The 21,829-nt window shown below is 55.0% G+C and carries 20 protein-coding genes; 18 read left to right on the forward strand and 2 right to left on the reverse strand.

What is annotated here, in order from left to right; translation table 11 throughout:
* Nucleotides 1-64 precede the first annotated feature (64 nt).
* The 3 genes from ABD971_RS20760 to ABD971_RS20770 all read left to right on the forward strand — a co-directional run bounded on the left by ABD971_RS20760 (nt 65) and on the right by ABD971_RS20770 (nt 2,814).
* A complete protein-coding gene (locus ABD971_RS20760; RefSeq protein WP_345325205.1) occupies nt 65-1,660 on the forward strand; it encodes a glucan biosynthesis protein in 1,596 nt (531 codons plus the stop codon).
* A gap of 131 nt (nt 1,661-1,791) precedes the next feature.
* A complete protein-coding gene (locus ABD971_RS20765) occupies nt 1,792-2,274 on the forward strand; it encodes a hypothetical protein (protein WP_339942508.1) in 483 nt (160 codons plus the stop codon).
* 36 nt (nt 2,275-2,310) lie between these two features.
* Nucleotides 2,311-2,814 carry a hypothetical protein gene (locus ABD971_RS20770; RefSeq protein ID WP_345325207.1) on the forward strand — a complete coding sequence of 168 codons (504 nt, stop codon included), beginning with the start codon at nt 2,311-2,313 and terminating at the stop codon, nt 2,812-2,814.
* Nucleotides 2,815-2,961: 147 nt separating this feature from the next.
* Here the strand turns inward: ABD971_RS20770 and ABD971_RS20775 are convergent, their stop codons facing one another.
* Complete coding sequence (locus tag ABD971_RS20775; protein WP_345325209.1) at nt 2,962-3,864, reverse strand: diacylglycerol/lipid kinase family protein; 903 nt, start codon at nt 3,862-3,864, stop codon at nt 2,962-2,964.
* Nucleotides 3,865-4,114: 250 nt separating this feature from the next.
* On the opposite strand from ABD971_RS20775, the gene tal reads away from it, so the two are divergent.
* The gene (tal, locus tag ABD971_RS20780) at nt 4,115-5,086 is read left to right on the forward strand and encodes a transaldolase (protein ID WP_345325212.1); all 972 of its coding nucleotides are present in this window, start codon (nt 4,115-4,117) and stop codon (nt 5,084-5,086) included.
* Between the two features lie 83 nt (nt 5,087-5,169).
* Nucleotides 5,170-5,865: a hypothetical protein gene (locus ABD971_RS20785; RefSeq protein ID WP_345325214.1), complete on the forward strand. Its 696-nt coding sequence runs from the start codon at nt 5,170-5,172 to the stop codon at nt 5,863-5,865.
* 124 nt (nt 5,866-5,989) lie between these two features.
* On the opposite strand, the gene ABD971_RS20790 is transcribed toward ABD971_RS20785, so the two are convergent.
* A complete protein-coding gene (locus ABD971_RS20790) occupies nt 5,990-6,913 on the reverse strand; it encodes a LysR family transcriptional regulator (RefSeq protein WP_345325216.1) in 924 nt (307 codons plus the stop codon).
* A gap of 132 nt (nt 6,914-7,045) precedes the next feature.
* On the opposite strand from ABD971_RS20790, the gene ABD971_RS20795 reads away from it, so the two are divergent.
* The 13 genes from ABD971_RS20795 to ABD971_RS20855 all read left to right on the forward strand — a co-directional run bounded on the left by ABD971_RS20795 (nt 7,046) and on the right by ABD971_RS20855 (nt 21,816).
* Complete coding sequence (locus ABD971_RS20795; RefSeq protein WP_345325218.1) at nt 7,046-8,431, forward strand: MFS transporter; 1,386 nt, start codon at nt 7,046-7,048, stop codon at nt 8,429-8,431.
* A gap of 6 nt (nt 8,432-8,437) precedes the next feature.
* Nucleotides 8,438-9,505: a Gfo/Idh/MocA family protein gene (locus ABD971_RS20800; RefSeq protein WP_345325220.1), complete on the forward strand. Its 1,068-nt coding sequence runs from the start codon at nt 8,438-8,440 to the stop codon at nt 9,503-9,505.
* Nucleotides 9,492-10,124, forward strand: a complete 633-nt coding sequence (locus tag ABD971_RS20805; RefSeq protein WP_345325222.1) for a cyclase family protein — start codon at nt 9,492-9,494, stop codon at nt 10,122-10,124. Before ABD971_RS20800 ends, ABD971_RS20805 begins: the two co-directional genes overlap by 14 nt.
* Before the next feature lie 3 nt (nt 10,125-10,127).
* The gene (gene otnK, locus ABD971_RS20810; RefSeq protein ID WP_345325224.1) at nt 10,128-11,429 is read left to right on the forward strand and encodes a 3-oxo-tetronate kinase; all 1,302 of its coding nucleotides are present in this window, start codon (nt 10,128-10,130) and stop codon (nt 11,427-11,429) included.
* Nucleotides 11,426-12,058, forward strand: coding sequence for a 3-oxo-tetronate 4-phosphate decarboxylase (gene otnC / locus ABD971_RS20815; RefSeq protein ID WP_345325226.1), 633 nt, complete (start codon nt 11,426-11,428; stop codon nt 12,056-12,058). The genes otnK and otnC overlap by 4 nt, the downstream gene beginning before the upstream one ends.
* A gap of 16 nt (nt 12,059-12,074) precedes the next feature.
* Nucleotides 12,075-12,362 (forward strand): putative quinol monooxygenase, encoded by a 288-nt coding sequence (locus tag ABD971_RS20820; protein ID WP_345325228.1) that lies wholly within the window; start codon nt 12,075-12,077, stop codon nt 12,360-12,362.
* Nucleotides 12,363-12,410: 48 nt separating this feature from the next.
* Nucleotides 12,411-13,523 (forward strand): isocitrate/isopropylmalate dehydrogenase family protein, encoded by a 1,113-nt coding sequence (locus tag ABD971_RS20825; protein ID WP_345325230.1) that lies wholly within the window; start codon nt 12,411-12,413, stop codon nt 13,521-13,523.
* 134 nt (nt 13,524-13,657) lie between these two features.
* On the forward strand, nt 13,658-16,768 hold the full coding sequence (locus ABD971_RS20830) for a DUF5060 domain-containing protein (protein WP_425571340.1): 3,111 nt from the start codon (nt 13,658-13,660) through the stop codon (nt 16,766-16,768).
* Between the two features lie 222 nt (nt 16,769-16,990).
* Nucleotides 16,991-17,152, forward strand: a complete 162-nt coding sequence (locus tag ABD971_RS20835; protein ID WP_345325232.1) for a hypothetical protein — start codon at nt 16,991-16,993, stop codon at nt 17,150-17,152.
* Entirely contained in the window at nt 17,121-17,501 is a 381-nt protein-coding gene (locus ABD971_RS20840) for a Kelch repeat-containing protein (protein WP_345325234.1), read from the forward strand. The genes ABD971_RS20835 and ABD971_RS20840 overlap by 32 nt, the downstream gene beginning before the upstream one ends.
* 995 nt (nt 17,502-18,496) lie before the next feature.
* Nucleotides 18,497-19,651, forward strand: a complete 1,155-nt coding sequence (locus ABD971_RS20845; protein ID WP_345325236.1) for an ABC transporter permease — start codon at nt 18,497-18,499, stop codon at nt 19,649-19,651.
* Between the two features lie 38 nt (nt 19,652-19,689).
* Nucleotides 19,690-20,202 carry a hypothetical protein gene (locus ABD971_RS20850; RefSeq protein WP_345325238.1) on the forward strand — a complete coding sequence of 171 codons (513 nt, stop codon included), beginning with the start codon at nt 19,690-19,692 and terminating at the stop codon, nt 20,200-20,202.
* Nucleotides 20,203-20,259: 57 nt separating this feature from the next.
* Nucleotides 20,260-21,816 carry an efflux RND transporter periplasmic adaptor subunit gene (locus ABD971_RS20855; RefSeq protein ID WP_345325240.1) on the forward strand — a complete coding sequence of 519 codons (1,557 nt, stop codon included), beginning with the start codon at nt 20,260-20,262 and terminating at the stop codon, nt 21,814-21,816.
* Nucleotides 21,817-21,829 lie beyond the last annotated feature (13 nt).

Genomic DNA, 21,829 nt, shown 5'->3' on the forward strand with positions numbered 1-21,829 from the left:
GGCACACTTGTTGCTTTCGAATCCATCCCGCTTGGTTCACTCTCTTCACCACGGGATTCCCTTTATGTTGCGACTCTTTACAGCATTATCGCTGCTACTTGCTCTATTCGATGGCATCACTTCGGCTGATTCTCCGCGACGTCAGGTAATTCGTTCACAAAGCCAATCATCGGGTGCGGCGACGTCGATCACCAGTTTTGCGGAACTCAAGACGTTGGCCGCGGCGACCGCCAAGGAAAAATTCCAGCCACGTGCGGAACCGCCTGCGGCACTCGCTCAAATGAGCTACGAGCAATATCGCGATATTAGCTACCGGCCTGAGAAGGCGGTGTGGTGGAAAGACGGACTTCCGTTTTGGCTCGAGACGTTTCATCGCGGCTTCGTTCAACGCGATCGCGTTTCGCTGTACACCATGGAAAAAGGGGTGACGCGAGAAATCCCTTTTTCCTCAAGTAACTTTCGGTATCGCACCCCCATTGCCGAGAAAGTGGTTCGCGATTCGGGACATGCGGGCATCAAGATCGCGGGCCGTTTCCCAGGCCAGAGCGATGGACAAGAGATGTTGACGTTCCTCGGTTCGAGCTACTTTCGTGGGCGAAGCGCCGATACGGTCTATGGCACCTCGGCACGCGGGCTGGCAGTGGATGTAGCGCTCCCTCGCGACGAAGAGTTTCCATTCTTCAAATCGTTTTGGGTCCAGCGTCCTAAGACAAGTGATGAAGAACTCTCGATTCTGGCGTTAATGGACAGCCCTTCGGTGAGCGGTGCGTACCAATTCACGCTGACCCCGGGGACAACGGAAACCATCGTCGATGTTCGATGCTCGTTGTACTTTCGTTCGCTGCCCGAAAAGATCGGCTTGGCGCCGCTGACCAGTATGTGGATGTGGGGCGATGGGCTGATGGGACCGCCGCTGGACAATCGCCCCGCCGTCCACGATTCGGATGGACTGTTGATTCAATCCGCAGACGATGGATGGACATGGCGTGCGTTTGCTCGCCAAAGCTATCCTTCGGTCAGTCAGTTTCGCGTTGGCAAATTAAAAGGGTTCGGTGTATTGCAGCGCAACCGAGCTTTCTATCACTTTGACGACCATAACGCTCAGTACCATAAACGGCCCAGCGTTTGGGTGCGACCGGCCCGAGGGTGGGAAAACGGCGTGGTCGAACTGCTCGAACTGCCCGGCGCTCACGAAGGGATCGACAACATCGCTGCCTATTGGATTCCGGATGCGAAGCCGACGCTCGATTCCCCGCTAGAACTCGATTACCAAGTTTCCTTTTTCCCTGGCGATCGCAGCAATCAAACCTACGTCGCCAGGGCGACCTATTTCGATGTGCAGCGGCAAGACGAGTTTGTCGCCTTGGATATCCGCTTTGCCGGCGAAACGATTGCGAAGCGCAAGCAGGGAACCGTCAACGTTGATGTTGCAACCATTCGCGGCGAAGTCATTTCCGCATCCGCCGATCGCACCGACACAGGCGACTGGATCGCCCATCTCCTCGTGCGTCCTACCGAGGATGCTCCTGTGGAACTAAGCGTCACGCTGATCGATGCCAAGATTGATGCAAAGCGAAAACTGTCGGAACGATTCGTCTATTTGTGCCCCGACAAAGAGCCGACGTTTAAGTATCCGCAGGTGTATACACGAAAGGAATAAGTCGATCGTGTGCACGGGGTTAGGCACAGCAATTGCGTTGTTCTGATTGGGTACAGCGGGAATACGTGGCGACCGGTCGACTTCCGACCCGCACGCTTCCCAGCCCAATACCAGCAACAGGGACGCAAACAATGCCAACCCATACGACAACCTCAAATAACCGTCTAACCGACTCGGATTCGAACCCACAATCCGCTACCGATCCGTGGGACCAAGTCTTTACCGCGATCAACATTCGTTGGCCGCAAATCAATCAAGACGAACTGAAACAGTGCGATCGATCGGTGGATGATCTCACCGAATTCGTCGCCTCGCGAGTGGACACCCAGCGAGACGAGATTGAATCCGTCGTCTCGGAATTTGCTCCGGCTCACGAGTCTCCGCTTCGATCGTTCGTCGATCAAGCACACCGGGCTGGCGAGCAAGTCAGCAATTCGGTGCATTCGGCGGTCGAGCGAATGCAGTACGAAATGGACGAACTGCCTGTCAAAACGTCGCTCACCAACCTTGCGATCGGCTTTGGCCTAGGCGTACTGGCCACCACGATGTACTTCAACTCGCGTCGCCAACGAACCACGTGGCAACAGATCCGATCCAACCGTTTGTTTCAATAACTTCAAATAACAATCAACTCCTACAGGAACTCTATTATGATTGCCCTTCGATACCTCAGCTTGGCCGCAGCGGCCGCAACGTTGATGTGGACCGCTGACCCCACCACGGCGGATGCCCAAGTCGTCGTTCAATATGGCAACTCGGGATCTTATTACCAACGCAGCTATCCGACGTACTCTCAACCCTCGTACTCGGTCCAGCGTTATCCGAGCCAATCGTATAATCAACCCTATTCGTACTCGGTCCCTTCGTATAGTTACCGGCAATCGACGCCTCAGTACTATACGCCAAACGGACGATACAGCAGCGGCTATCGCGGCAGCAATTCGCTGCCCTATCAATCGTACAGCCCAACCACCAACGGACGTTACTACAACAACGGCTCGTACTATGGAAACAATGTGTACGGAAACGGCTACTATGGAACCCAGTCGCAGCAGCGGGGCGCCGCCATCGGTGGTGCGATCGGAGATGCCATCGGTGGGCAGCGTGCCGGCAACATCGGTGCTGCCATTGGCAGTGCGATCGGTAACGATTAAGTGCAGCAGGTTAGTGGGAAAGGCTTCTAGCCTGTCATCTTCCTAAGCCTTCAATACACAGCAACTGCTAAACGAACTCAGGCCTGATGAATCATCAGGCCTGAGTTTGTTTCGTCTCTGCCCAAACATTTACGTCTAGTAAAACCTTTACGCCTGGCCAAACTCAGGACCACAAAACATTCGAATGGCTCCGGGGATGCATTCAAATTCGACCGGTTCTTCATCCACCACTTCGCCATCGAGCGTGAATCGCATCGGCGGATCGGAATAAAGTTTCAGCCGTCGAGCTTGCCGATAAATGACCTGCTCACACTCGAGAAAGTTGCCAAGCAGGTTACCGGCAACAATCTCGACCATGTCCATCACATCACCGTCTTTGATCAGCACCACGTCGAGCAGTCCATCGACCGGCGAAGCTTCGGGAGCCACTTCGATGCGTCCCGCGTTTGTTTTCCCATTGGCCACGAGTACGGCCCAGCTATCAAAATCACTAATTTTCTGGCCGTCCATTTCCGCATGAACACGAAAACTTTTCATATCCGCCAACACCCCTACGGCACCGCGGAGATAGCTGAACGCTCCCCAACGTGATTTGATGTCGTCAGTCAGTTCTTCGGAAACACGGACACAGTTACCGCCCGCCGCAACGTTGGCGTAATAACGCTCGAATCCGCTGCCGGCGATCCGGACCACATCCATGGGAATCGGCTGGCGATCGCGATGTAGTGCCACCGCCTCTTCGATCTCGTCTGGAATTGCGAGCGTACCAGCAAAATCATTGGCGGTCCCCAGCGGAATGACCGCCATGCTGGGGCGGCGAGCACTGTCGATTTTCATTAATGCGTTGACGACGGCATTGACGGTTCCATCCCCGCCGGCGGCGAATACGACGTCGCACTCACACTCGAGTTGCTGTTCGATCGTTTCCCGCAGATCCACGTCGCGAGAGATTTGCACCCACGTGGTCGTCGCGGACGGCAACGCCGCGCGAAGCCGTTCGACTTGCTCGGATTTGCCCGAGCCACGGTTCCAGAAAACGAGGTTGGTCATGGTTCGTTTTTTAATATCCGAATGATTTTTTCAGGGTTACTTGCGGGTGCTGTCACTTACGGGGCATTTCACAGACGCTGCGACACACCGCCGGAGCGGTGTACTGCATTTCTTGCGCCCGCGGTTTGCTTTGGCTTGATGAAATCTGCAATCCTCGAGAGTCTGTTTCGGAGCGTGATTCTCAGAGACACCTCGGATCTGTTAGAATGCAAAAAACATTTCACAACACGCTCCCAATCAGGGCCGACCCATGAGTTCGTTAGATCAACTAAAAAAACATACCGTCGTGGTTGCAGACACCGGCGATATTGATGCGATCGCTAAGCACAAACCACAAGACGCGACGACCAATCCGTCATTGCTGTACAAAGCGGCTCAGATGCCACAATACCAATCGTTGCTTGATGAAGCGATTGCCTACGGCCAATCCAAGTCCAGCAGCGAAGAAGGGCTGCTCGATGCCATCATCGACAAATTGTCGGTCACATTCGGTTGCCGCATTTTGGAACTGATCCCAGGCCGCGTCTCGACCGAAGTCGATGCACGACTTAGCTTCGATACCGAAGGGACGATCAACAAAGCACGCGAATTGATCGAACTGTACAAGGAAGCCGGAATCTCGAAAGACCGCATCCTGATCAAGATGGCGAGCACATGGGAAGGCGTCCGCGCCGCCGAGCAACTCGAGAAAGAGGGCATTCACTGCAACCTGACTCTCTTGTTCGGATTCGGTCAAGCGATCGCGTGTGCCGAAGCCGGGGTGACGCTGATCAGCCCGTTTGTGGGCCGCATCTACGACTGGTACAAGAACAAGCGAGGTGTCGATTCGATTCCGGTGTCCGAAGATCCCGGTGTGGAATCAGTCACCACGATTTTCAACTACTACAAGAAGCACGGCTACAAGACCGAGGTGATGGGAGCGAGCTTCCGCACCAAGGAACAAGTGATGGCGCTTTGCGGCAGCGACTTGTTAACGATCTCGCCCGATTTGCTTGGCCAGCTTGCCGACATCGACACTGACGTTCCGAAGTCACTCGACGCAGACGCAGCGGCGAAGATGGACATCGAAAAAATCGAGATGAATGAAGCGACCTTCCGCTGGATGCTAAACGAAGACGCGATGGCCACAGAAAAATTGGCCGAAGGCATCCGCGGCTTCGCAGCCGACCTCGACAAACTGCGAAGCTACCTCGCCCAACGAATGGAAACCGCCTCGGTGTAAGTGGGTGTGGGATAGGCTTCCAGCCTGTCATCGGTTTTATCCACCCCGACGTTTCATCTTGTCATCTCCCAGGGGACGAGGCGATGAACGAAGCAGGAATATTTAGGCGGCGCAAGCTGCCGCATATCGATGTCGAAGGCAAACCGTATTTTATTACGGGATGCCTTGCGGGAAGCCTGTCGGCCGCAGGAATGAAGCGGATCAAAACACGGCGCGACGAATTGGATATGCGACCAAAGCCGAGCGACTTATCGGACCAAGAGTGGGAGATAAAGAAGCACAAATTGGTGTTCAAGCTGGTCGACACCTTACTTGATGGTGATACTCCCGTTCGACACTTTGACGACGATAACGCAGCAGAAATAGTTCAAAACGCTTTTCTACATTTCGCAGACGAACGCTATCGTTTGTTGGCCTTCGTTGTGATGCCAAGCCATCACCATTGGTTGTTCTTGCCAGACGAACATTGGGCTGCAGAGCAACTGGCTGCTTCAAGTAGCAATCACACGCCACGAGAAATCATCTCGCACAGTGTCCAAAGTTTCACGGCAACCCAATGCAATCGAGTGCTAGCACGATCAGGAACATTTTGGCAGGGCGAGACGTTTGATCATTACGCTCGAGACGAAGCTGAAATGCTTCGCATTATTGAATACATCGAACAGAATCCGGTTGCTGCAGGTCTTGCACAGCGGCCTGAAGACTACAAGTGGTCGTCCGCACGCATCCGCTTCAAACTGGGATTGCCGCAAGGCGATCCGATCCCCAAACCGACTTAGGCTTCGAGGCTGACATGTGAAACAGGTTTCTAGCTGTCATTAAGCATTGCAACAAATGGCTGATAACAGGAAGGAGAAGAAGAGATAATGCCGAAGACAGGCTGGAAGCCTATCCCACATTTGCCTATCCCACATTACATCGTTTGATGGTGTCGACGAGGCTTAGGATCGGAGGACTTAACAGACGTCCCTTCCTCCACATGAATACGATTTGTCGTTCGCCCAAATGCCGACGCAATGACGTAACGACCAGTCTTCGGCACAATTCGCCTTGGGGACGACCTGCCAACACGCCGACTCCCAAGCCTGCGCGGACGCATGCGATTGTAAACCCGCTGTTGTCAGTTTCTGCGACAACGTTTGCCGTCAAACGTTCACGGTGCAGCGTGTGATCCAGTGCATCGCGTCCGTGCGTTCCTGGCCGAGTGACGACGAGATCGTGTTTGACCAGTTCACGCAGGGTGCTGTTGGCCGCAACGGCAAAGGGATGCCCCTTTTTACAGATCGCCAGAAACTCGACTAAATAAGCCGGCTCGAACTGAATCAACGGCGATGCGTTTTCGTTCTCTGGCTCAAGGGTCAATGCGAGGTCGGCTTCTCCTGACAATATTAATTCTTCGGCAACCTGGTTGTTGCCCTCTCGGAGCACCAACGGGTTGTTCCAAGTCTGGCGAAATTGCTGCAGCGGACTCGCGATCTCCTCCATCATCATTCGCACGCCAGCCACAATCGTGATCGGACGCGAATCACTCTCTTTATCCTCGGCGAGATCAAAGGTCGAATCCAAACCGGCCAACAACTCGGTGACCTGCGCGTACAACTTCGCTGCCATCGCTGTCGCCACCACGCCGCGTCCTGACTTCTCGAACAAATCCGTTCGATACAAACGCTGCAACGTTTGAATATGCTGCCACACTGTGGGTACCGAAAGATCCATCTCTCGAGCCGCCGCGGCGTACCCGCCCCGCTCATAAACACACTGGAACGTCTGCAATTGCTGGACGCTCAATTCACTGGCACGCGACGGGGAACCGGTGGATTGCTTCATCACGCCAACCATTAGCTAAATATAAACGATCGTTTTGAAGTATTTTATTTTAACGAACGCAGCCTTCCATTAGAATCCCATAACGTCAAGGAAACACCCCTCGAGACGCCAAGTCCGCACCCTGGATATCCCATGACCGAGCCCGTCGCCACGCGACAACGATTCCTGTTAGTGCTGTTACTGTTTTTGCATACAGTGAACACCTATATGGATCGCGTCTGTATCTCCGCAGCGAAGGGGCCGATGCAATCGGACATCAGCGGTTTGTCGGACCAGATGATGGGCTATGTGTTTGGCATTTTTGCGATCGGTTACGCTCTGTTCCAAATTCCCGCAGGCATGTTTAGCGATCGCGCGGGACCGCGGTTGGCACTGACCATTGTGGTAGTCATCTGGAGCGTGTTTACGGCGCTGACCGGAGCGGTGTTTACCGCGATCAGCTTGCTGGTGGTTCGTTTTCTATTTGGCATGGGCGAAGCGGGTGCTTACCCCGGCGCCACCCGTGCGCTGTACAAATGGCTGCCTGCGAAAGAGCGAGGCATCGGTCAAGGGATCTTCCATTCCGGCGCACGTGTCGGAGCCGCACTCTCTCTGGTCGTGATGCCCGCTTTGATTTCGTGGATCGGATGGCGATGGACGTTTGTTGCCAACGGTTTGGTGGGGCTGGTTTGGGGCGGCGTTTGGTGGTTTTGGTATCGAGATTCGCCTAGCGAACACTCGGGCACCAACGACGCCGAGGTCGAGCTGATCGCGACCGGCATCGCGGAGCAACAATCTACACCGCTAAGCATTCCCTACATCCAAATCGTGACATCCGCGAACGTGTTGTTGGCGATGTTTCAGTACGCTGCGAGTAATATTACATTTTTCATCAGTATCACGTGGTTGCGTCCTTATATCGAAGAACGTTGGGGCAGCCAGGCCGCCAATTTGTCGGCGCTTCCGCTATTGATCGGTGCCGTCGCTCTCTGGTTGTCGGGCACCTTGGTGACGCTGCTGCACAAGCAAGGCATGCCCGTGCTGTCGCGGCGAATCCCCGCGATGGTTGGTTTCGCTTTGGGCGCCATCGGGCTGTTGATGTGCACACAAACCGCTGATTCGGAAACCGTTTGGCCGCTGATCATCTGTTTTTCGATCGCGTTGTTCGGAGTCGAGATGACGCTCAGCCCAAGTTGGGCTCTTTGTATGGATATCGGTGGAGACCGTAGCGGTGCCGTCTCGGGTGCGATGAACATGGTCGGCAATATGGGCGCGGCCTTGAGCGCCGTGGTGTTCCCGTACTTCGTCGCCAATGTAACGTTGCCTTATTTTGCCGTAGAAACAGGAACCGCAAATTCATTCTTTGTTTTTGCCGCGACGATCAACGCGTTGGCGCTAGTGGCTTGGTTGTTTATGAATCCGCTGCGACAACTACGCGAACTCTCTGCCGGTCAATTACGAGTGCGGCTGGCGAGTTTCGCGGTCATGATCGTGGTGGTGATCGCTGCCTTGGTCTACACCAATTTTTTGATGCGGTAAGGGAACATGGCAGATTCAAACAAACCGAAACGCGGAGTCGCAGTGGGAGCAGGCTACTTTAGCCACTTCCATTTTGACGCCTGGAATCGCATCCCAGGAGCGGAACTCGTTGCAATTTGTGATGTCGATCGCGAGAAAGCAAACGTGGTCGCTCGCAAGTACGAGATCGCTAACGTCTACGATGACGTGGAAGCGATGCTACGTGCCGAAGAGCCCGATTTTATCGATATCATCACGCGGCCGGATTCTCATTTGGACCTCGTTCGCATCGCCGCCGAGGCCGGCGTCGACGTGATCTGCCAAAAACCACTCGCACCGACCATTGACGAAGCGGCCGAATTAGTCAACGTCGCTAGCGCCGCGGGCATTCGGCTAATGGTTCACGAAAACTTTCGCTTTCAACCTTGGTATCGCGAAATGCGGGGTCTGATGCAACGCGGTGCCATGGGCGAAACGCTCCACTCGCTCAGCGTGCGAACTCGGATGGGCGACGGATGGCAAGCGGATGCCTATCAAGCTCGCCAACCCTATTTTGCCACGATGCCACAATTGCTGGTTTTCGAAACGGGCGTACACTTCATCGACACATTTCGATTTTTAGCAGGCGAGATCGATGGCGTCTTTGCATCGCTGCGTCGGTTGAACCCCAACATCGCCGGCGAAGACACTGGGATGATCGTGTTCGAATTCGAGGGCGGTGCACGGGGCCTCTGGGACGCCAGCCGCTACCATGAATCCGAAGCCAAAGATCCACGCTACACCTTTGGTGAATGTCTGCTGGAGACCGACGGCGGATCGATTCGATTAGACAGCGACGGGCAGATCACGACCCAGAAACTTGGCCATCCCGTACAGTCTCACCCTTACGAGCATCATCGCCGTGGCTTCGCAGGCGACTGCGTTTACTTTACGCAAAAACATTTCATCGACTCGCTATGCAATGAAACGCCGTTTGAAACCAGTGGCGAAGAGTATTTAAAAACCTTGCGAGTCCAAGCGGCAATCTACCAGTCCGCGGAAACCGGAATGCCAGTCCGTGGACTCGCTACAGGAGACGGTCATGCGAATCATTGATCTGACATTGCCGATCAACAACGACATGCCCGGCGTCGATGTTTCCCCCGCGAAACGGATCGCAACGCATGGCTGGAATGCAACCACACTAACGCTGTATTCACACTGCGGCACCCACATGGATGCGCCATGTCACTTTCTAGACGGCGGACGAACGATCGACCAACAAGACCTTAGCGTTGTGATGGGCCCAGCAATCGTGGTCGACTTGTCCCCGGCAACTCCCAAGCAGCTGTTGACCGTTGACAACTTTGCCAGCGTTGCAAACCAAGTCACCCCAGGCTGCCGGTTGTTGTTGCGAACCGATTGGCACAAGCGATTCGGAACGATGGAGTATCGCAATGAATTGCCACGAATATCGATCGAGTTGGCTCGTTGGTTTGTCGAACGCGAAGTGGGCTTGATCGGAGTCGAGCCGCCATCGGTTGCCGACGTCAACAATATTGACGAGGTCACCGAAGTCCATCAAACACTCTTCCGAGGAGGAGTTGTCATTCTCGAAGGACTCGCCAATCTGGACCAATTGACTCAAGAGATCGTTCAATTGGTCGCGTTGCCACTGAAAGTCATCGGCGGCGACGGCACTCCCGTGCGCGCGATCGCGATGGAGGAGACTTGAGTGATGACAAACAAAATCAATACGACCGCCGCATCTGCAGTGCTTGGCTGTGTTGCCGACGATGTGACCGGAGCAACCGATCTTGCGATTAATTTGGCGCAAGGTGGAATGCGAGTCATTCAGTGGCTGGAAATTCCGACACTTGATGATTTGCAAGTCCACGCGGTCGATGCCGTCGTGGTGGCGCTCAAGACGCGTTCGATCGCCCCATCTGACGCAATCTCGCAATCGATGGCGGCCATCGAGGTGCTGCGTGACCATGGCTGCCAGCGGTTCTATTTCAAATACTGCTCGACATTTGACTCGACCGAGCAAGGCAACATCGGTCCCGTCGCCGAAGCGATGATGGACGCGTTGGATGTCAAACAAACGATCTTTTGCCCCGCGTTTCCCCGAGCGGGACGGACGGTGTACCAAGGCCATTTGTTCGTAGGCGACGCGCTGCTCAACGAATCGGGAATGCAGAATCACCCGCTCAATCCGATGCAGGACGCCAACTTGGTGCGATTCCTAACGCATCAAGTCACGCGTCCCGTGGGGCGGCTTTCTTATCGCGATCTCGCCGACGTCGGCCGCGCCACCGAGTCACTGCAAACCCAACAACTCGATGGCATTGCTCATGTTGTGGTCGATTGTGTCGACGATTCGCAATTGCAAACGATCGCTGCGGCGGTCAGCGACATGCCGCTAGTAACTGGCGGATCAGGTCTGGCACGTTATCTAGGCGAGGCATATCGAAAATCCGGATTGGTCGACGAACATCGTGCGGCGAGCAAGTTGCCATCGATCCCAGGTCGCAGCTTGATTTTGTCGGGCAGTTGTTCGCAGGCAACCAACCGACAAGTGGCCAAGGCAAAATCATTTTGCAGTACTTGGCAGCTTGATGTGCTTGAGATTGCTCGCGATCCCAGCGGGTACCAACGACGACTCGCGGCATGGGCCGAGGCCTGTGATCCCCGTCGTCCTCTATTGATTTATTCGACCGACGATCCCGAAGGCGTCCGCAGTGTCCAGCAGGCTCTGGGGCAAACCGAAGCGGCGCAAGTGATCGAATCATTTTTAGGCAAAGTCGCAATGGATTTGACGACCGATGTCGGTGTACGGCGGTTAGTGGTTGCCGGCGGCGAAACGTCGGGCGCAGTGGTTCGTGATCTGGGCATTCGTGCCCTGAAAATTGGCCCTGAAATATGTGCCGGTGTTCCTTGGACCCAATCGATTGGCACGCAACCGCTGGCGATCGCACTCAAATCAGGCAACTTTGGTGATGATAACTTCTTTCACACCGCACTGGAGATGTTGGCATGAGCGAACGAGAATTGCGCGAGCGAATCGCCATGCACGGCCAATCGCTGTTTGATCGCGGATTTACGTGTGGCAGCAGCGGAAATATTAGCGTCCGCTTGCCGGATGGTATTTTGGTTACGCCCACGAATGTCTGCTTGGGCCGGCTCGATCCCGACCGCATTTCTAAAGTGAAATGGGACGGTTCGCTGGTGGCCGGAGACAAACCGTCCAAGGAAGCGGTGCTGCATTTATCGATGTACCGTTCGCGTGAGCAGGACGATGCGATCGTACATTTGCACTCGACATATTCGGTTGCTGTGTCGTGTCTACCGGACATTGATTCGGCGAATGTACTTCCGGCGTTGACGGCCTACTATGTAATGCGTGTCGGCACGCTTCCGATGCTGCCCTATTTTCCGCCGGGGGCTGAAGAACTCGCCGCCGAGGTAGAACGAGCTGCGGTGGGTGCGAGAGCCATATTATTGGCCAATCACGGACCGATCGTGGCCGCGTCCGACCTTGATAAAGCGGTCTATGCGACCGAAGAACTCGAAGAGACCGCCAAGCTTTATTTACTGCTGCGTGACCGCCACCCTCGTTGTTTGACCGACGAGCAGTGTCGCGACTTGCACGAACGATTCCCTTCCTAATAAAAGTAAAACCACCATGTTTGTTGTCGCCGTCCAATTCACGATCAAACCCGAATTCGCCGACGCGTTCCGCGAGCGAGTTTTGCAACAAGCGAACGATTCGCTGGCCAACGAAGATGCATGTCAGCAATTCGAAGTCAGCGTCGATCCTGACGATGCGAGCCAATTTTTCTTGTACGAAATCTACGACGATGCAGCGGCGTTTGACCAACACCGCGCGGCCGACTATTTCCACGATTTCTCGGCAAGCGTCGGACCATGGGTGGAAAGCAAGTCACTGAAAACATGGCACCGGATCTCGTAGCAAACGCTCCACCTTTTCACTTTTTCATCTAAACATAAGAAACAACAGATGACTTCCTATCGGATCGCACTTTTGCCGGGCGATGGTATTGGCCCGGAAACCATGGCAGCGACTCAGATCGTGCTCGATCGCGTTGTCGCGGAATTCCCCGATATCCAACTCGATTGCCAATCGCATCGTGCGGGCGCGGAACTCTATCGCGAGACTGGCGAGACGTTGCCGAAAAACGTTTTGGATGCTTGTTTGGCTGCCGACGCGGTACTGTTGTCGGCAATCGGACTGCCCGATGTGCGACAACCCGATGGGACGGAAGTCCAGCCGACGATGATGGTGGGACTGCGTCGTGCACTCAATCTGCACTCGGCAGTACGTCCAGTGAAATTGTATCCGGGGGCTCCGTGTCCACTGAAAGACACCGGAGCGGGAATCGATTTTGTGATCATCCGTGAAAACCTCGAAGGCCTGTTCGCTTCGTTTGGCGGCGGCAGCATGGTGGGCGACGAAGTGGCCACCGACACGTTGGTAATCACCCGTGCGGGGACATCCAAAGTCGTCGATTATGCGTTCCAGTTGGCGTCACGCCGCAGCGGTCGTCCGCGTGATGGCCAACGCAAAGTCACCTGCGTCGACAAGGCAAATGTGTTTCGCAGCATGGCGTTCTTTCGCAAGATTTTTCATGACGTCGCTGCGAAGTACCCCGAAATTGAGCACGACGCGGTCTATGTCGATGCGATGAGTTTGTACATGGTGCAGAACCCATCCGATTTCGATGTGGTCGTGATGGAGAACCAATTTGGTGACATCCTGTCGGATTTGGGTGCCGGAATCGTCGGCGGTCTTGGCTTAGGACCATCGGCTGAAATTGGCGATAAACACGCGTTGTTTCAACCGTCCCACGGCACCGCCCCCCAACTCGCTGGCAAGAATGTCGCCAACCCTCTCGCCACGATTCTGTCGGCCGGCATGATGTTGGATTGGCTCGGTCAAACCCACCAAGATGCAAATTGCATCGCGGCAGCGGTCGCTGTGGAAAATGCAGTTGCTGAAGTACTATCGCAAGGCCAAGTGCGAACACCCGATATCGGCGGATCGTCGTCGACGACCGACGTCGCTCACGCAGTCGCCGGTGCGATTCATGCTGCGGTTGCCAGCGACGCGTAAGAAAATGTCTGGGTTCGATTGACAAACCCGCGTTTTGATCGCAGAGCGATCAACGACGATAAAAACAATGCTAACGACAGGCTAGAAGCCTATCTCACTCTCCTGATTCCGTTCCCACCCACGAGGATTTGTCCATGAGTCGCAGTTTCTCAGTGCAGCTTACACGTTGCATGTCGGTCTTGCTGATAGCCTGTTCGCCATCGTTAGGATTAGCCGCTGACCCTGTGTTCAAAGAAGCCGACGGACTCGTCGCGGTTGAAGCGGAACACTACGTCGAGCAATCTTCGACGGACAAGCGAGCTTGGCACCTGACCTCGTCCGAGACCACTCCCGACATCACTCCCGATGGTGATCCACCGCATGTCGCCGGAGCAAGTGGTGATGCTTATCTTGAAGTCCTGCCCGATACGCGGCGGACTCATGGCGACAAGTTGATTCGGGGGACGAACTTCGCTCCCGAAGCTGGTGAGATGGCGGTGCTGAGTTACAAAGTTTATTTCACAACGCCAGGCAAATATTACGTTTGGGTGCGTGCTTATTCCACTGGCAGCGAAGACAATGGGCTGCACGTGGGGATCGATGGCCAGTGGCCTGATTCCGGTCAACGATTGCAATGGTGCCAGGGTAAAAACGAATGGCGTTGGGAGAGCAAACAACGCACCGAAGAGCAACATTGTGGCGAGCCCTACAAGATTTTCCTTGATGTCCCGACGGCAGGCGAACATACGATTTCGTTCTCGATGCGTGAAGATGGGTTCGAGTTTGACAAGTGGATCATGACCACCGACCGCGACTTCACTCGCCCCGAGGATGCTGGTCCGACCTCGAAACTTCACTCGGGCAGCATTCCAGCGACACCTCCGGCTCCGAAGGCATCACAAAAACCCGAACAAGTCGCCCAGACAGCAACCGACGCTGGACTTTTCCTGACAGCCAAAGAATTCGACGTCAAGAACGAGGCATTCTATATCGATCGCGGCCAATGGCTGGCCATCAATCCCGATCAACACAAACAAGCGACGGCGGATACCACATTTCAGTTCCCCACGGGTACGTACGACGTGACGCTGCATGCGATCGGCGAAAACGATGGCATGTCGACTTACACGGTCAACATCGACGACAAACCGTTGGGTGAATTCAAGTCGCCGCTAAGCAAACAAACTGCCGAAGATGCGGCCAAGTATCGCAAAACTTGGAAAAACATTGCGATCACCGACGGCGCCATCGTGACAGTCAAAGCGGCCACAGGTAGCGAAGACGGCGAAGAGTTTTCACGAGCTCGTTGGGCCGGGATCACCTTCACCCCCGCTGACGCAACGACTCGCAAAGAAGCGAAACCGTACCTCGTCAAGCAAGCGTCGAAACCGAAACAGCAAACCGTCGCGGCAAAAGCAAGCCCCACCAAACCGGTCAGCAATTTGCCCTTGATGTTGCCTCGCAGGGCCAATGGTGACGGCAGCGTGAACGTTTCGGGCGAAACGAAACAGTGGCACAAGGTCACTTTGAACCTCCGCGGCCCATACGCTCATGAGCAAGACAACTCGCCAAATCCGTTCACCGATTATGCGATGACCGTTGCGTTCAAACACAGCGACGGCACGACTTACACCGTCCCCGGTTATTTTGCCGCTGATGGTAACGCGGGTGACACTTCGGCTGAAGCGGGAACGACATGGCGAGCTCATTTTGCCCCCGACCGCACTGGCGAGTGGACCTACACTGTTTCGTTCCGGCAAGGCCCGTTGGCGGCACTGGACACCAACCCAACCGGCGTTGCCCTGGCTCCGTTTGACGGCAAGTCGGGCAAATTCAGTGTTTCCCATAGCGATAAACAGGGCCGCGATCTACGGGCCGTCGGTCGATTGCAATACGTCGGAAAGCACTACCTGCAGTTTGCGTCGAGCAAACAGTACTTTTTGAAAGCAGGTGCTGACGCTCCAGAAACGCTACTCGGCTATGCCGACTTTGATGCCACTGTGGCGGGCAAACCGAGCAAGGTGCCACTAAAAACGTGGGCTCCTCACATCAAGGACTGGACATCGGGCGACCCGACCTGGCAAAACGGCAAGGGCAAGGGATTGATCGGTGCGATCAACTACCTTTCCGGAAAAGGTTGTAATGCATTTTCGTTCCTGACGTACAACGCGGGCGGTGACGGCGACAACGTTTGGCCCTTCATCCAACGCAACGACAAGTTGCACTACGACTGCAGCAAGCTCGATCAATGGGGTATCGTGTTTGATCACGGCACGGCCAAAGGCATGTACTTGCATTTCAAAATGCAAGAAACAGAAAACGACGACAAGGTTCCCACCTCGCTCGACGGAGGCGACCTTGGTGTTCAGCGAAAGCTTTATTGTCGCGAGTTGATTGCCCGCTTTGCGCACAACTTGGCTCTCAATTGGAACCTGGGCGAAGAGAACACGCAGTCGACCGAGCAGCTGAAAGCAATGTTGGCGTACATCGATGCGTTTGACGCCTACGACCACAACCGCGTGTTGCATACATTCCCGGGCCAACAGGATTCTCAGTACGAACCACTGCTGGGGGACAAATCGGCCCTGACGGGAGTGTCACTGCAAAATAGCGGGATTCACGATACGCATTGGCAAACCGTCAAATGGGTCGAGAAATCGAAAGCTGCCGGAAAACCTTGGGTCGTCGCGTTTGACGAGTCGGGAACGGCGGCCCATGGCCAATGCCCCGACCTTGGTTACCGTGGTTTTGATGGTCACGACAGCAAGGGCAATATGACGTACACCCAACACGAAGTCCGCAAACAAACGTTGTGGGGAACGCTGATGGGCGGCGGGGCAGGCGTTGAGTATTACTTTGGTTACGCCTACGCCGAGAACGACTTGGTGTGCGAAGATTGGCGAAGCCGTGATCAGAGCTGGGACTACTGTCGTATCGCCCTCAATTTCTTTCACGACAACGAGATCCCATTCTGGGAAATGACGCCTCAAGACGCCTTGGTTGGCAACGAGAAACAAAAGAACACGACGTTCTGTTTGGCCAAACCCGGACATTCCTACGTGGTCTATCTCTGTGATGGTGGCACAGCCGAGCTAGATCTCAGCAATGTCAAAGGCGACTTTTCGGTCCAGTGGTTTAATCCACGCAGTGGCGGTTCATTGCAAAACGGATCGGTCAAAAAAGTGAGCGGCGGCAGCAAAGTCAATCTTGGTCAAGCGCCGAGCGATCATGACCAAGACTGGACCGTCGTCGTGCAGAAGCAATAAGCGGGTTAGGCGACCCGGAATGTCATTGGAGCAATCAAACTCGATGGCAACTCTATCGATCTCCCCGTGATCCAAACGGCCTTCACGGGGAGATCACGATCGTAACCCGAAGCGTCGGCAAGAGAATATCGATCTTGACGCGGTCCCTCGCTGACGCTTCGGGTTATGAATTCGCCGGGAAAAACGACAAAAACGCAACTTCAAAACAACGAAGAGACTGAAATGAAACGCGTCTTACGGCTCACGATTCTGTTCTGTCTCTTCAATTTCTCGATTGCCAACGGACAATCGTGGCAATGGGAAACACTCGAGTCGACTGGTGCGCCGACGGCGCGTCACGAGGCGACATTGGTTGCGTTTGAAGACAACGGGACAAGTTTTTGACTTAACCGTTAAACCGATCGACGTCTACGATTTTGCAACCGATCAGTGGTTGCCGGAATCGGCATCGCCAATGTTGCCAACCCCGCGAGCCGGCAACATGGTAATGGCGTGGGGCGAGGAAATTGTGATCGGCGGCCGCGAATCGACTCAAAAAACGGCGCACGATCAAGTCGAAGCGTACAACGTCAAAACCGGTCAGTGGCGAGATTGGCCGTCGCTCGAGCGAGGCCGACATGGTTCAGGATTCGCGATCGTCGGAGACCATGTCTACACCGCATCGGGATCGGGCGGACGCGGCGGAAGCCCCGGACTAACGTCAATCGAACGTCTGAAGTTGATAACCGAGTAGCCGGCGTGCGCCGATCGCTAGGCTGACTGCTCTTGCTCTCGCGAAAACGCGAGACTAGACTGAATTGTATGAAGAGCCCCCTTTTTGCCTTACTGTTGATCGCCCTTTTGATGGCGTGTCCAGTGCGTTGCCTTTCGTGTGAAGCGAATGCAGCGGGGGGCAACCAATCTGCAACGCCCGTGTGCTGTTGCTGTTCTGATTGTGAGAACGCACCCACTTCGCAGCCCTCCGAGCAACCGTCCGAGAGTGAATGCAATTGCCAAAATTGCATCTGCGAAGGCGCGGTACTCGAATCAGGTGTGGAATTGCCCGACACTGCAAGCATGATCGTGGATTGGATTCCGGTACTGCAAGTCATCGTCGCAGCACCGAGCCGCTTTGACGCCGTGATGCGTCAAACGCCGTGCAAACACTCTCCCTACGGGCGCGATGCGCGGATTGCGCACCAATCTTGGTTGATTTGATTCAACCCTCTTTTTAATAGCGCCTGCGGCAAGAAATGGGGCTCGCGTAGCTTCCATTGACGTCTGCTGCAGGAATCTTCGCTAGCTCGATGACATAGTCATTGGCACGAAATGCGTTGGTTTTGTAGCGGTGCGGCGAAAGTCTGGACTGCTAAAAGTTTTGGGTTGACATCGTACATTGGGGTAACTTTTTCTTCGGGCCCTTGCTGCAGTTACCTCTCCACCGACGAAGTCGGGGGAGAGGTCGAGCACGCCCTTTAGGCGTTGCTCGGGTGAGGGGGCGACCGCGCTATCATCCGAGCAATTCCGGTGCAAACGGCGTTCTCGTCGGTTACCGAGTTGCTCGGTCAGCCCCCTCACCCGAATGTCGCTGAAGGCTCCATTCGACCTCTCCCCCAACGAAGTTGGGGGAGAGGTGGCAGAAAACTAACGCAACCAAAAATCACAGAAACTCCAAAAGTTTTAGCTGTTCTGACTCGCGCCGCGAGCGTTAGAACGACACAATCTTCCATCACTCCAACACGTTCAATCATGCTTCTTCCTTGGGAATACGGCGTTCGCAATCTGGCTCGACGGCCGCTGCGTACCGCACTGACGCTCGTTGCTCTGGCAACGGTCGTGATGTTGGTGTTTGTCGTCGTGGGATTCATTCGTGGACTGGAACAATCGCTCGAGGTCAGCGGCGATCCTGACGTGGTGTTGGTGTACTCCGTGAACTCGGAAGAGAACATTGAAAACTCTTCGATTGCCGCTCGCACCCCATCACTGCTGGTCGCCAGTTTGGACGGAGCCGCAAAACGGTTTGGAGTGACATGCGTTTCACCGGAGCTCTATTTGGGCACACGTGTCAAAACCGAGGATGGAGCGGGCGGGTTGGGATTGGTTCGCGGCGTCAAATTAACCGCACCACTGGTGCGACGATCCGTGAAATTGATCCAAGGCGATTGGCCCGAGCAAGGGGAAGTGATCGTGGGGCGGTTGGCCACTGCAAAACTTGGCAGTTCCGAAACGGCGTTGAGCATTGGAAAGAACATTGAATTTGAAGGGAGATCTTGGCGAATTAGCGGCCAATTCGCTGCCGCAGGTGCCGCGTACGAATCCGAGATTTGGTGCCCGTTGGAAGATTTCCAAATCGCAACCAAACGCCAAGACTTGAGCCTGGTTGCGATGCTGCTTGCCCCGGGGTCTTCCGCAGCCGAAGTCGAGCTGTTCTGTAAAGAACGCACCGATTTGGAACTGCGTGCGATCCGCGAAACCGATTACTACGCAACGCTACAACAACATTACAAACCGGTCCGTTTGCTGGCGTGGTTCGTGGTTGTACTGGTTTCTGCCGCAGGAATTTTTGCAGGGTTGAACATGATGTATGGCGCCGTGGCGGGCCGAGTCCGAGAATTGGCGACTCTGCAAGCGATCGGATTTCGGCGACGTGCGATTTTGATCAGTCTGATTCAAGAAGGCGTACTGCTGGCCGCGTCGGGCTCGCTGCTGGCAGGTGCCGTTGCTCTGACGATGCTCAACGGCATGGCAGTGCGATTCACGATGGGAGCGTTCACGCTGCGAATCGATAGCGTGGCCATCCTGATCGGATGCGGGGTGGGGCTGTTGTTAGGCGTGCTCGGAGCGTTGCCGCCCGCGATCAAGGCACTGAAGGCCGAGGTCGCGACAAGTTTAAAGTCCATTTAACAAGTGTTTGTTTTTTCAAAGAGATTGAAAGGTTTGAAATGAAATTGATGTTTAGTTTGGTAGGTCTGTGTTTGCTCGTCGCTGGTTGCAATCCTGCAGCCGAAACTGCAGCACAACCCGATGCGAATGCAGCGGGCAATTCACAATACATCAGCACCACGGAACCTGAGGGTGCGATGGCGGTCGGCGATGCTCGGCAAAGTGTGAAAGACGAGGAATCGGTCACGCTGGTGGGACTGATCGGCGGCTCGAGTAAACCCTTCGTCGAGGGTCTGGCCGCGTTCACGATTGTCGATGCCAAAGTGCCTTATTGTGCACCCGACGAAGGTTGTCCAACCCCGTGGGATTACTGCTGTGAAACCGACGCCGTCAAAGACAACATCGCAACGGTGAAAGTGGTGGACGAGAACGGCAAACCGGTCGCCAGCGATGCAAGAGAGCTGTTGAACGTGAAAGAGCTTTCCACCGTCGTCGTGCAAGGCACTGCGAAGCGAGATGATCAAGGAAACTTGACCGTCGCGGCAAGCAAGGTCTTCGTCCGCACTGAGTAGAAAGAGGGGGAAGCAGCAAACTCCCCTATTCTCATCTCTCCTAACAATCGATGCCAAATGAACCACAGCCAACTTGATCTCAGCCAACTCGCGATGGATCGTTCGCCTAACCGTGAAACGAAACCAGTCCGGCCGCAGCGAAAACGCTGGGTGTCGCGATACGTCGTGCCGATTGGGATTCTTGTTGGCTTCGTGATGCTGCTCGGAGCAGCTGCCGGACGACGGCTGTTGCCTCGACAATCGGTCACGGTCGTGCCGGTGATCGTGAAGCGGGCCGAGCTGCAACCGTCGGGAACACCACTGTTTCAGGCGGCGGGCTGGATCGAACCGCGACCGACCGCGATCCGTGTTGCCGCATTGGCATCAGGGGTAATCGAAGAATTATTAGTGGTCGAAGGGCAAAGCGTCACCAAGGGGGAACCGATCGCGAGTTTAATCGCGATCGATGCGGAGCTGGACGTCGAGCAAGCGAAGAACTCGCTCGCCATCCGCGAAGGGGAGCTCAATCGTGCGATTGCCGAGCGGGATGCCGCAAAGATTCGTTTAAAGAACCCGGTTCATTTGCAAGTTCCCTTGGCAGAAGCTCAAAGCCGGTTGGCCAATGCAAAAACCGAGCTCGCAAAATTGCCCTTCCTGATCGAAGCGGCCCAAGCTCAAGTCGAATACTCGCATAGCAGTATGCAGGGAAAGCAAGCAGCCGAAGCGGCGATTGCAGGGCGTATTGTCCGGCAATCCGAGAGCGAATACACAGCAGCAAACGCCAACCTGCAAGAGCTTCAGCAGCGAGGCCCTCACATCCAGCGTGAAGTCAAAGCGTTGCAGGGAAAGGTCGATGCATTGCAGCAACAACTTGAATTGTTGGTCGAAGAAACGCGGCAGATGCAGGAGGCCGAAGCCAAGGTCGCCTCGGCAATCGGACTGCGAAACGAAGCAAAACTGAAACTGCGACAAGCCGAATTGACTCTGCAGCGAAACACGGTGCTTGCCCCGATGGACGGGCGTATCCTCAGCCTGATCGCCTCGCCTGGTACCCGGGTCACCGGAATTGATGGTCCGTCGGGACAAGGATCCAGCACAGTCGTCGAGATGTACGATCCCGAGCGGCTACAGGTACGGGCCGACGTGCGACTCGAAGATGTCCCAATGGTGATTCGTGGCCAAAGCGTCGAAATCAAAACAGCTTCCTCCGACGCCGTGATCCACGGGCGGGTGCTGCAGACGACAAGTTCGGCAAATATCCAAAAGAACACATTGGAGGTGAAGGTCGAACTGATCGATCCTCCGCCAACCGTCAGCCCCGAGATGTTAGTCACGGCAACGTTCCTGGCACCGACGGTTGCTGAAACAACGGACGATCGGATGCAGAGCGAACGTTTGTTTGTCCCCAAACAACTGATCCAATCGGGCGACACGGGTTCGTTTGTCTGGATCGTCGATTTTAATCAGCGTGCCCTGCAGCGCAGTGTCGATGTCGGTCCCCCAAGTGCCGAAGGCTTGATTGAAATTCAGTCGGGATTGAACGTGACCGACAAACTGATTGCCTCGGGACTGGATGGCTTGCAACCGGGCAACCATGTGACCGTCACAGGCGAAGAGCAAACGATCGGAAAGTAACGCGAACGCGACA

The organism is Novipirellula rosea, from assembly GCF_039541335.1.
GTDB classification, from domain to species: Bacteria; Planctomycetota; Planctomycetia; order Pirellulales; family Pirellulaceae; genus Novipirellula; species Novipirellula rosea.

Excerpts from the sequence above, each read along its gene's own strand:
- ABD971_RS20760 (WP_345325205.1), top strand. The coding sequence starts at position 65 with ATGTTGCGACTCTTTACAGCATTATCGCTGCTACTTGCTCTATTCGAT.
- ABD971_RS20765 (WP_339942508.1), top strand. The coding sequence starts at position 1,792 with ATGCCAACCCATACGACAACCTCAAATAACCGTCTAACCGACTCGGAT.
- ABD971_RS20770 (WP_345325207.1), top strand. The coding sequence starts at position 2,311 with ATGATTGCCCTTCGATACCTCAGCTTGGCCGCAGCGGCCGCAACGTTG.
- ABD971_RS20775 (WP_345325209.1), bottom strand. The coding sequence starts at position 3,864 with ATGACCAACCTCGTTTTCTGGAACCGTGGCTCGGGCAAATCCGAGCAA.
- tal (WP_345325212.1), top strand. The coding sequence starts at position 4,115 with ATGAGTTCGTTAGATCAACTAAAAAAACATACCGTCGTGGTTGCAGAC.
- ABD971_RS20785 (WP_345325214.1), top strand. The coding sequence starts at position 5,170 with ATGAACGAAGCAGGAATATTTAGGCGGCGCAAGCTGCCGCATATCGAT.
- ABD971_RS20790 (WP_345325216.1), bottom strand. The coding sequence starts at position 6,913 with ATGAAGCAATCCACCGGTTCCCCGTCGCGTGCCAGTGAATTGAGCGTC.
- ABD971_RS20795 (WP_345325218.1), top strand. The coding sequence starts at position 7,046 with ATGACCGAGCCCGTCGCCACGCGACAACGATTCCTGTTAGTGCTGTTA.
- ABD971_RS20800 (WP_345325220.1), top strand. The coding sequence starts at position 8,438 with ATGGCAGATTCAAACAAACCGAAACGCGGAGTCGCAGTGGGAGCAGGC.
- ABD971_RS20805 (WP_345325222.1), top strand. The coding sequence starts at position 9,492 with ATGCGAATCATTGATCTGACATTGCCGATCAACAACGACATGCCCGGC.
- otnK (WP_345325224.1), top strand. The coding sequence starts at position 10,128 with ATGACAAACAAAATCAATACGACCGCCGCATCTGCAGTGCTTGGCTGT.
- otnC (WP_345325226.1), top strand. The coding sequence starts at position 11,426 with ATGAGCGAACGAGAATTGCGCGAGCGAATCGCCATGCACGGCCAATCG.
- ABD971_RS20820 (WP_345325228.1), top strand. The coding sequence starts at position 12,075 with ATGTTTGTTGTCGCCGTCCAATTCACGATCAAACCCGAATTCGCCGAC.
- ABD971_RS20825 (WP_345325230.1), top strand. The coding sequence starts at position 12,411 with ATGACTTCCTATCGGATCGCACTTTTGCCGGGCGATGGTATTGGCCCG.
- ABD971_RS20830 (WP_425571340.1), top strand. The coding sequence starts at position 13,658 with ATGAGTCGCAGTTTCTCAGTGCAGCTTACACGTTGCATGTCGGTCTTG.
- ABD971_RS20835 (WP_345325232.1), top strand. The coding sequence starts at position 16,991 with ATGAAACGCGTCTTACGGCTCACGATTCTGTTCTGTCTCTTCAATTTC.
- ABD971_RS20845 (WP_345325236.1), top strand. The coding sequence starts at position 18,497 with ATGCTTCTTCCTTGGGAATACGGCGTTCGCAATCTGGCTCGACGGCCG.
- ABD971_RS20850 (WP_345325238.1), top strand. The coding sequence starts at position 19,690 with ATGAAATTGATGTTTAGTTTGGTAGGTCTGTGTTTGCTCGTCGCTGGT.
- ABD971_RS20855 (WP_345325240.1), top strand. The coding sequence starts at position 20,260 with ATGAACCACAGCCAACTTGATCTCAGCCAACTCGCGATGGATCGTTCG.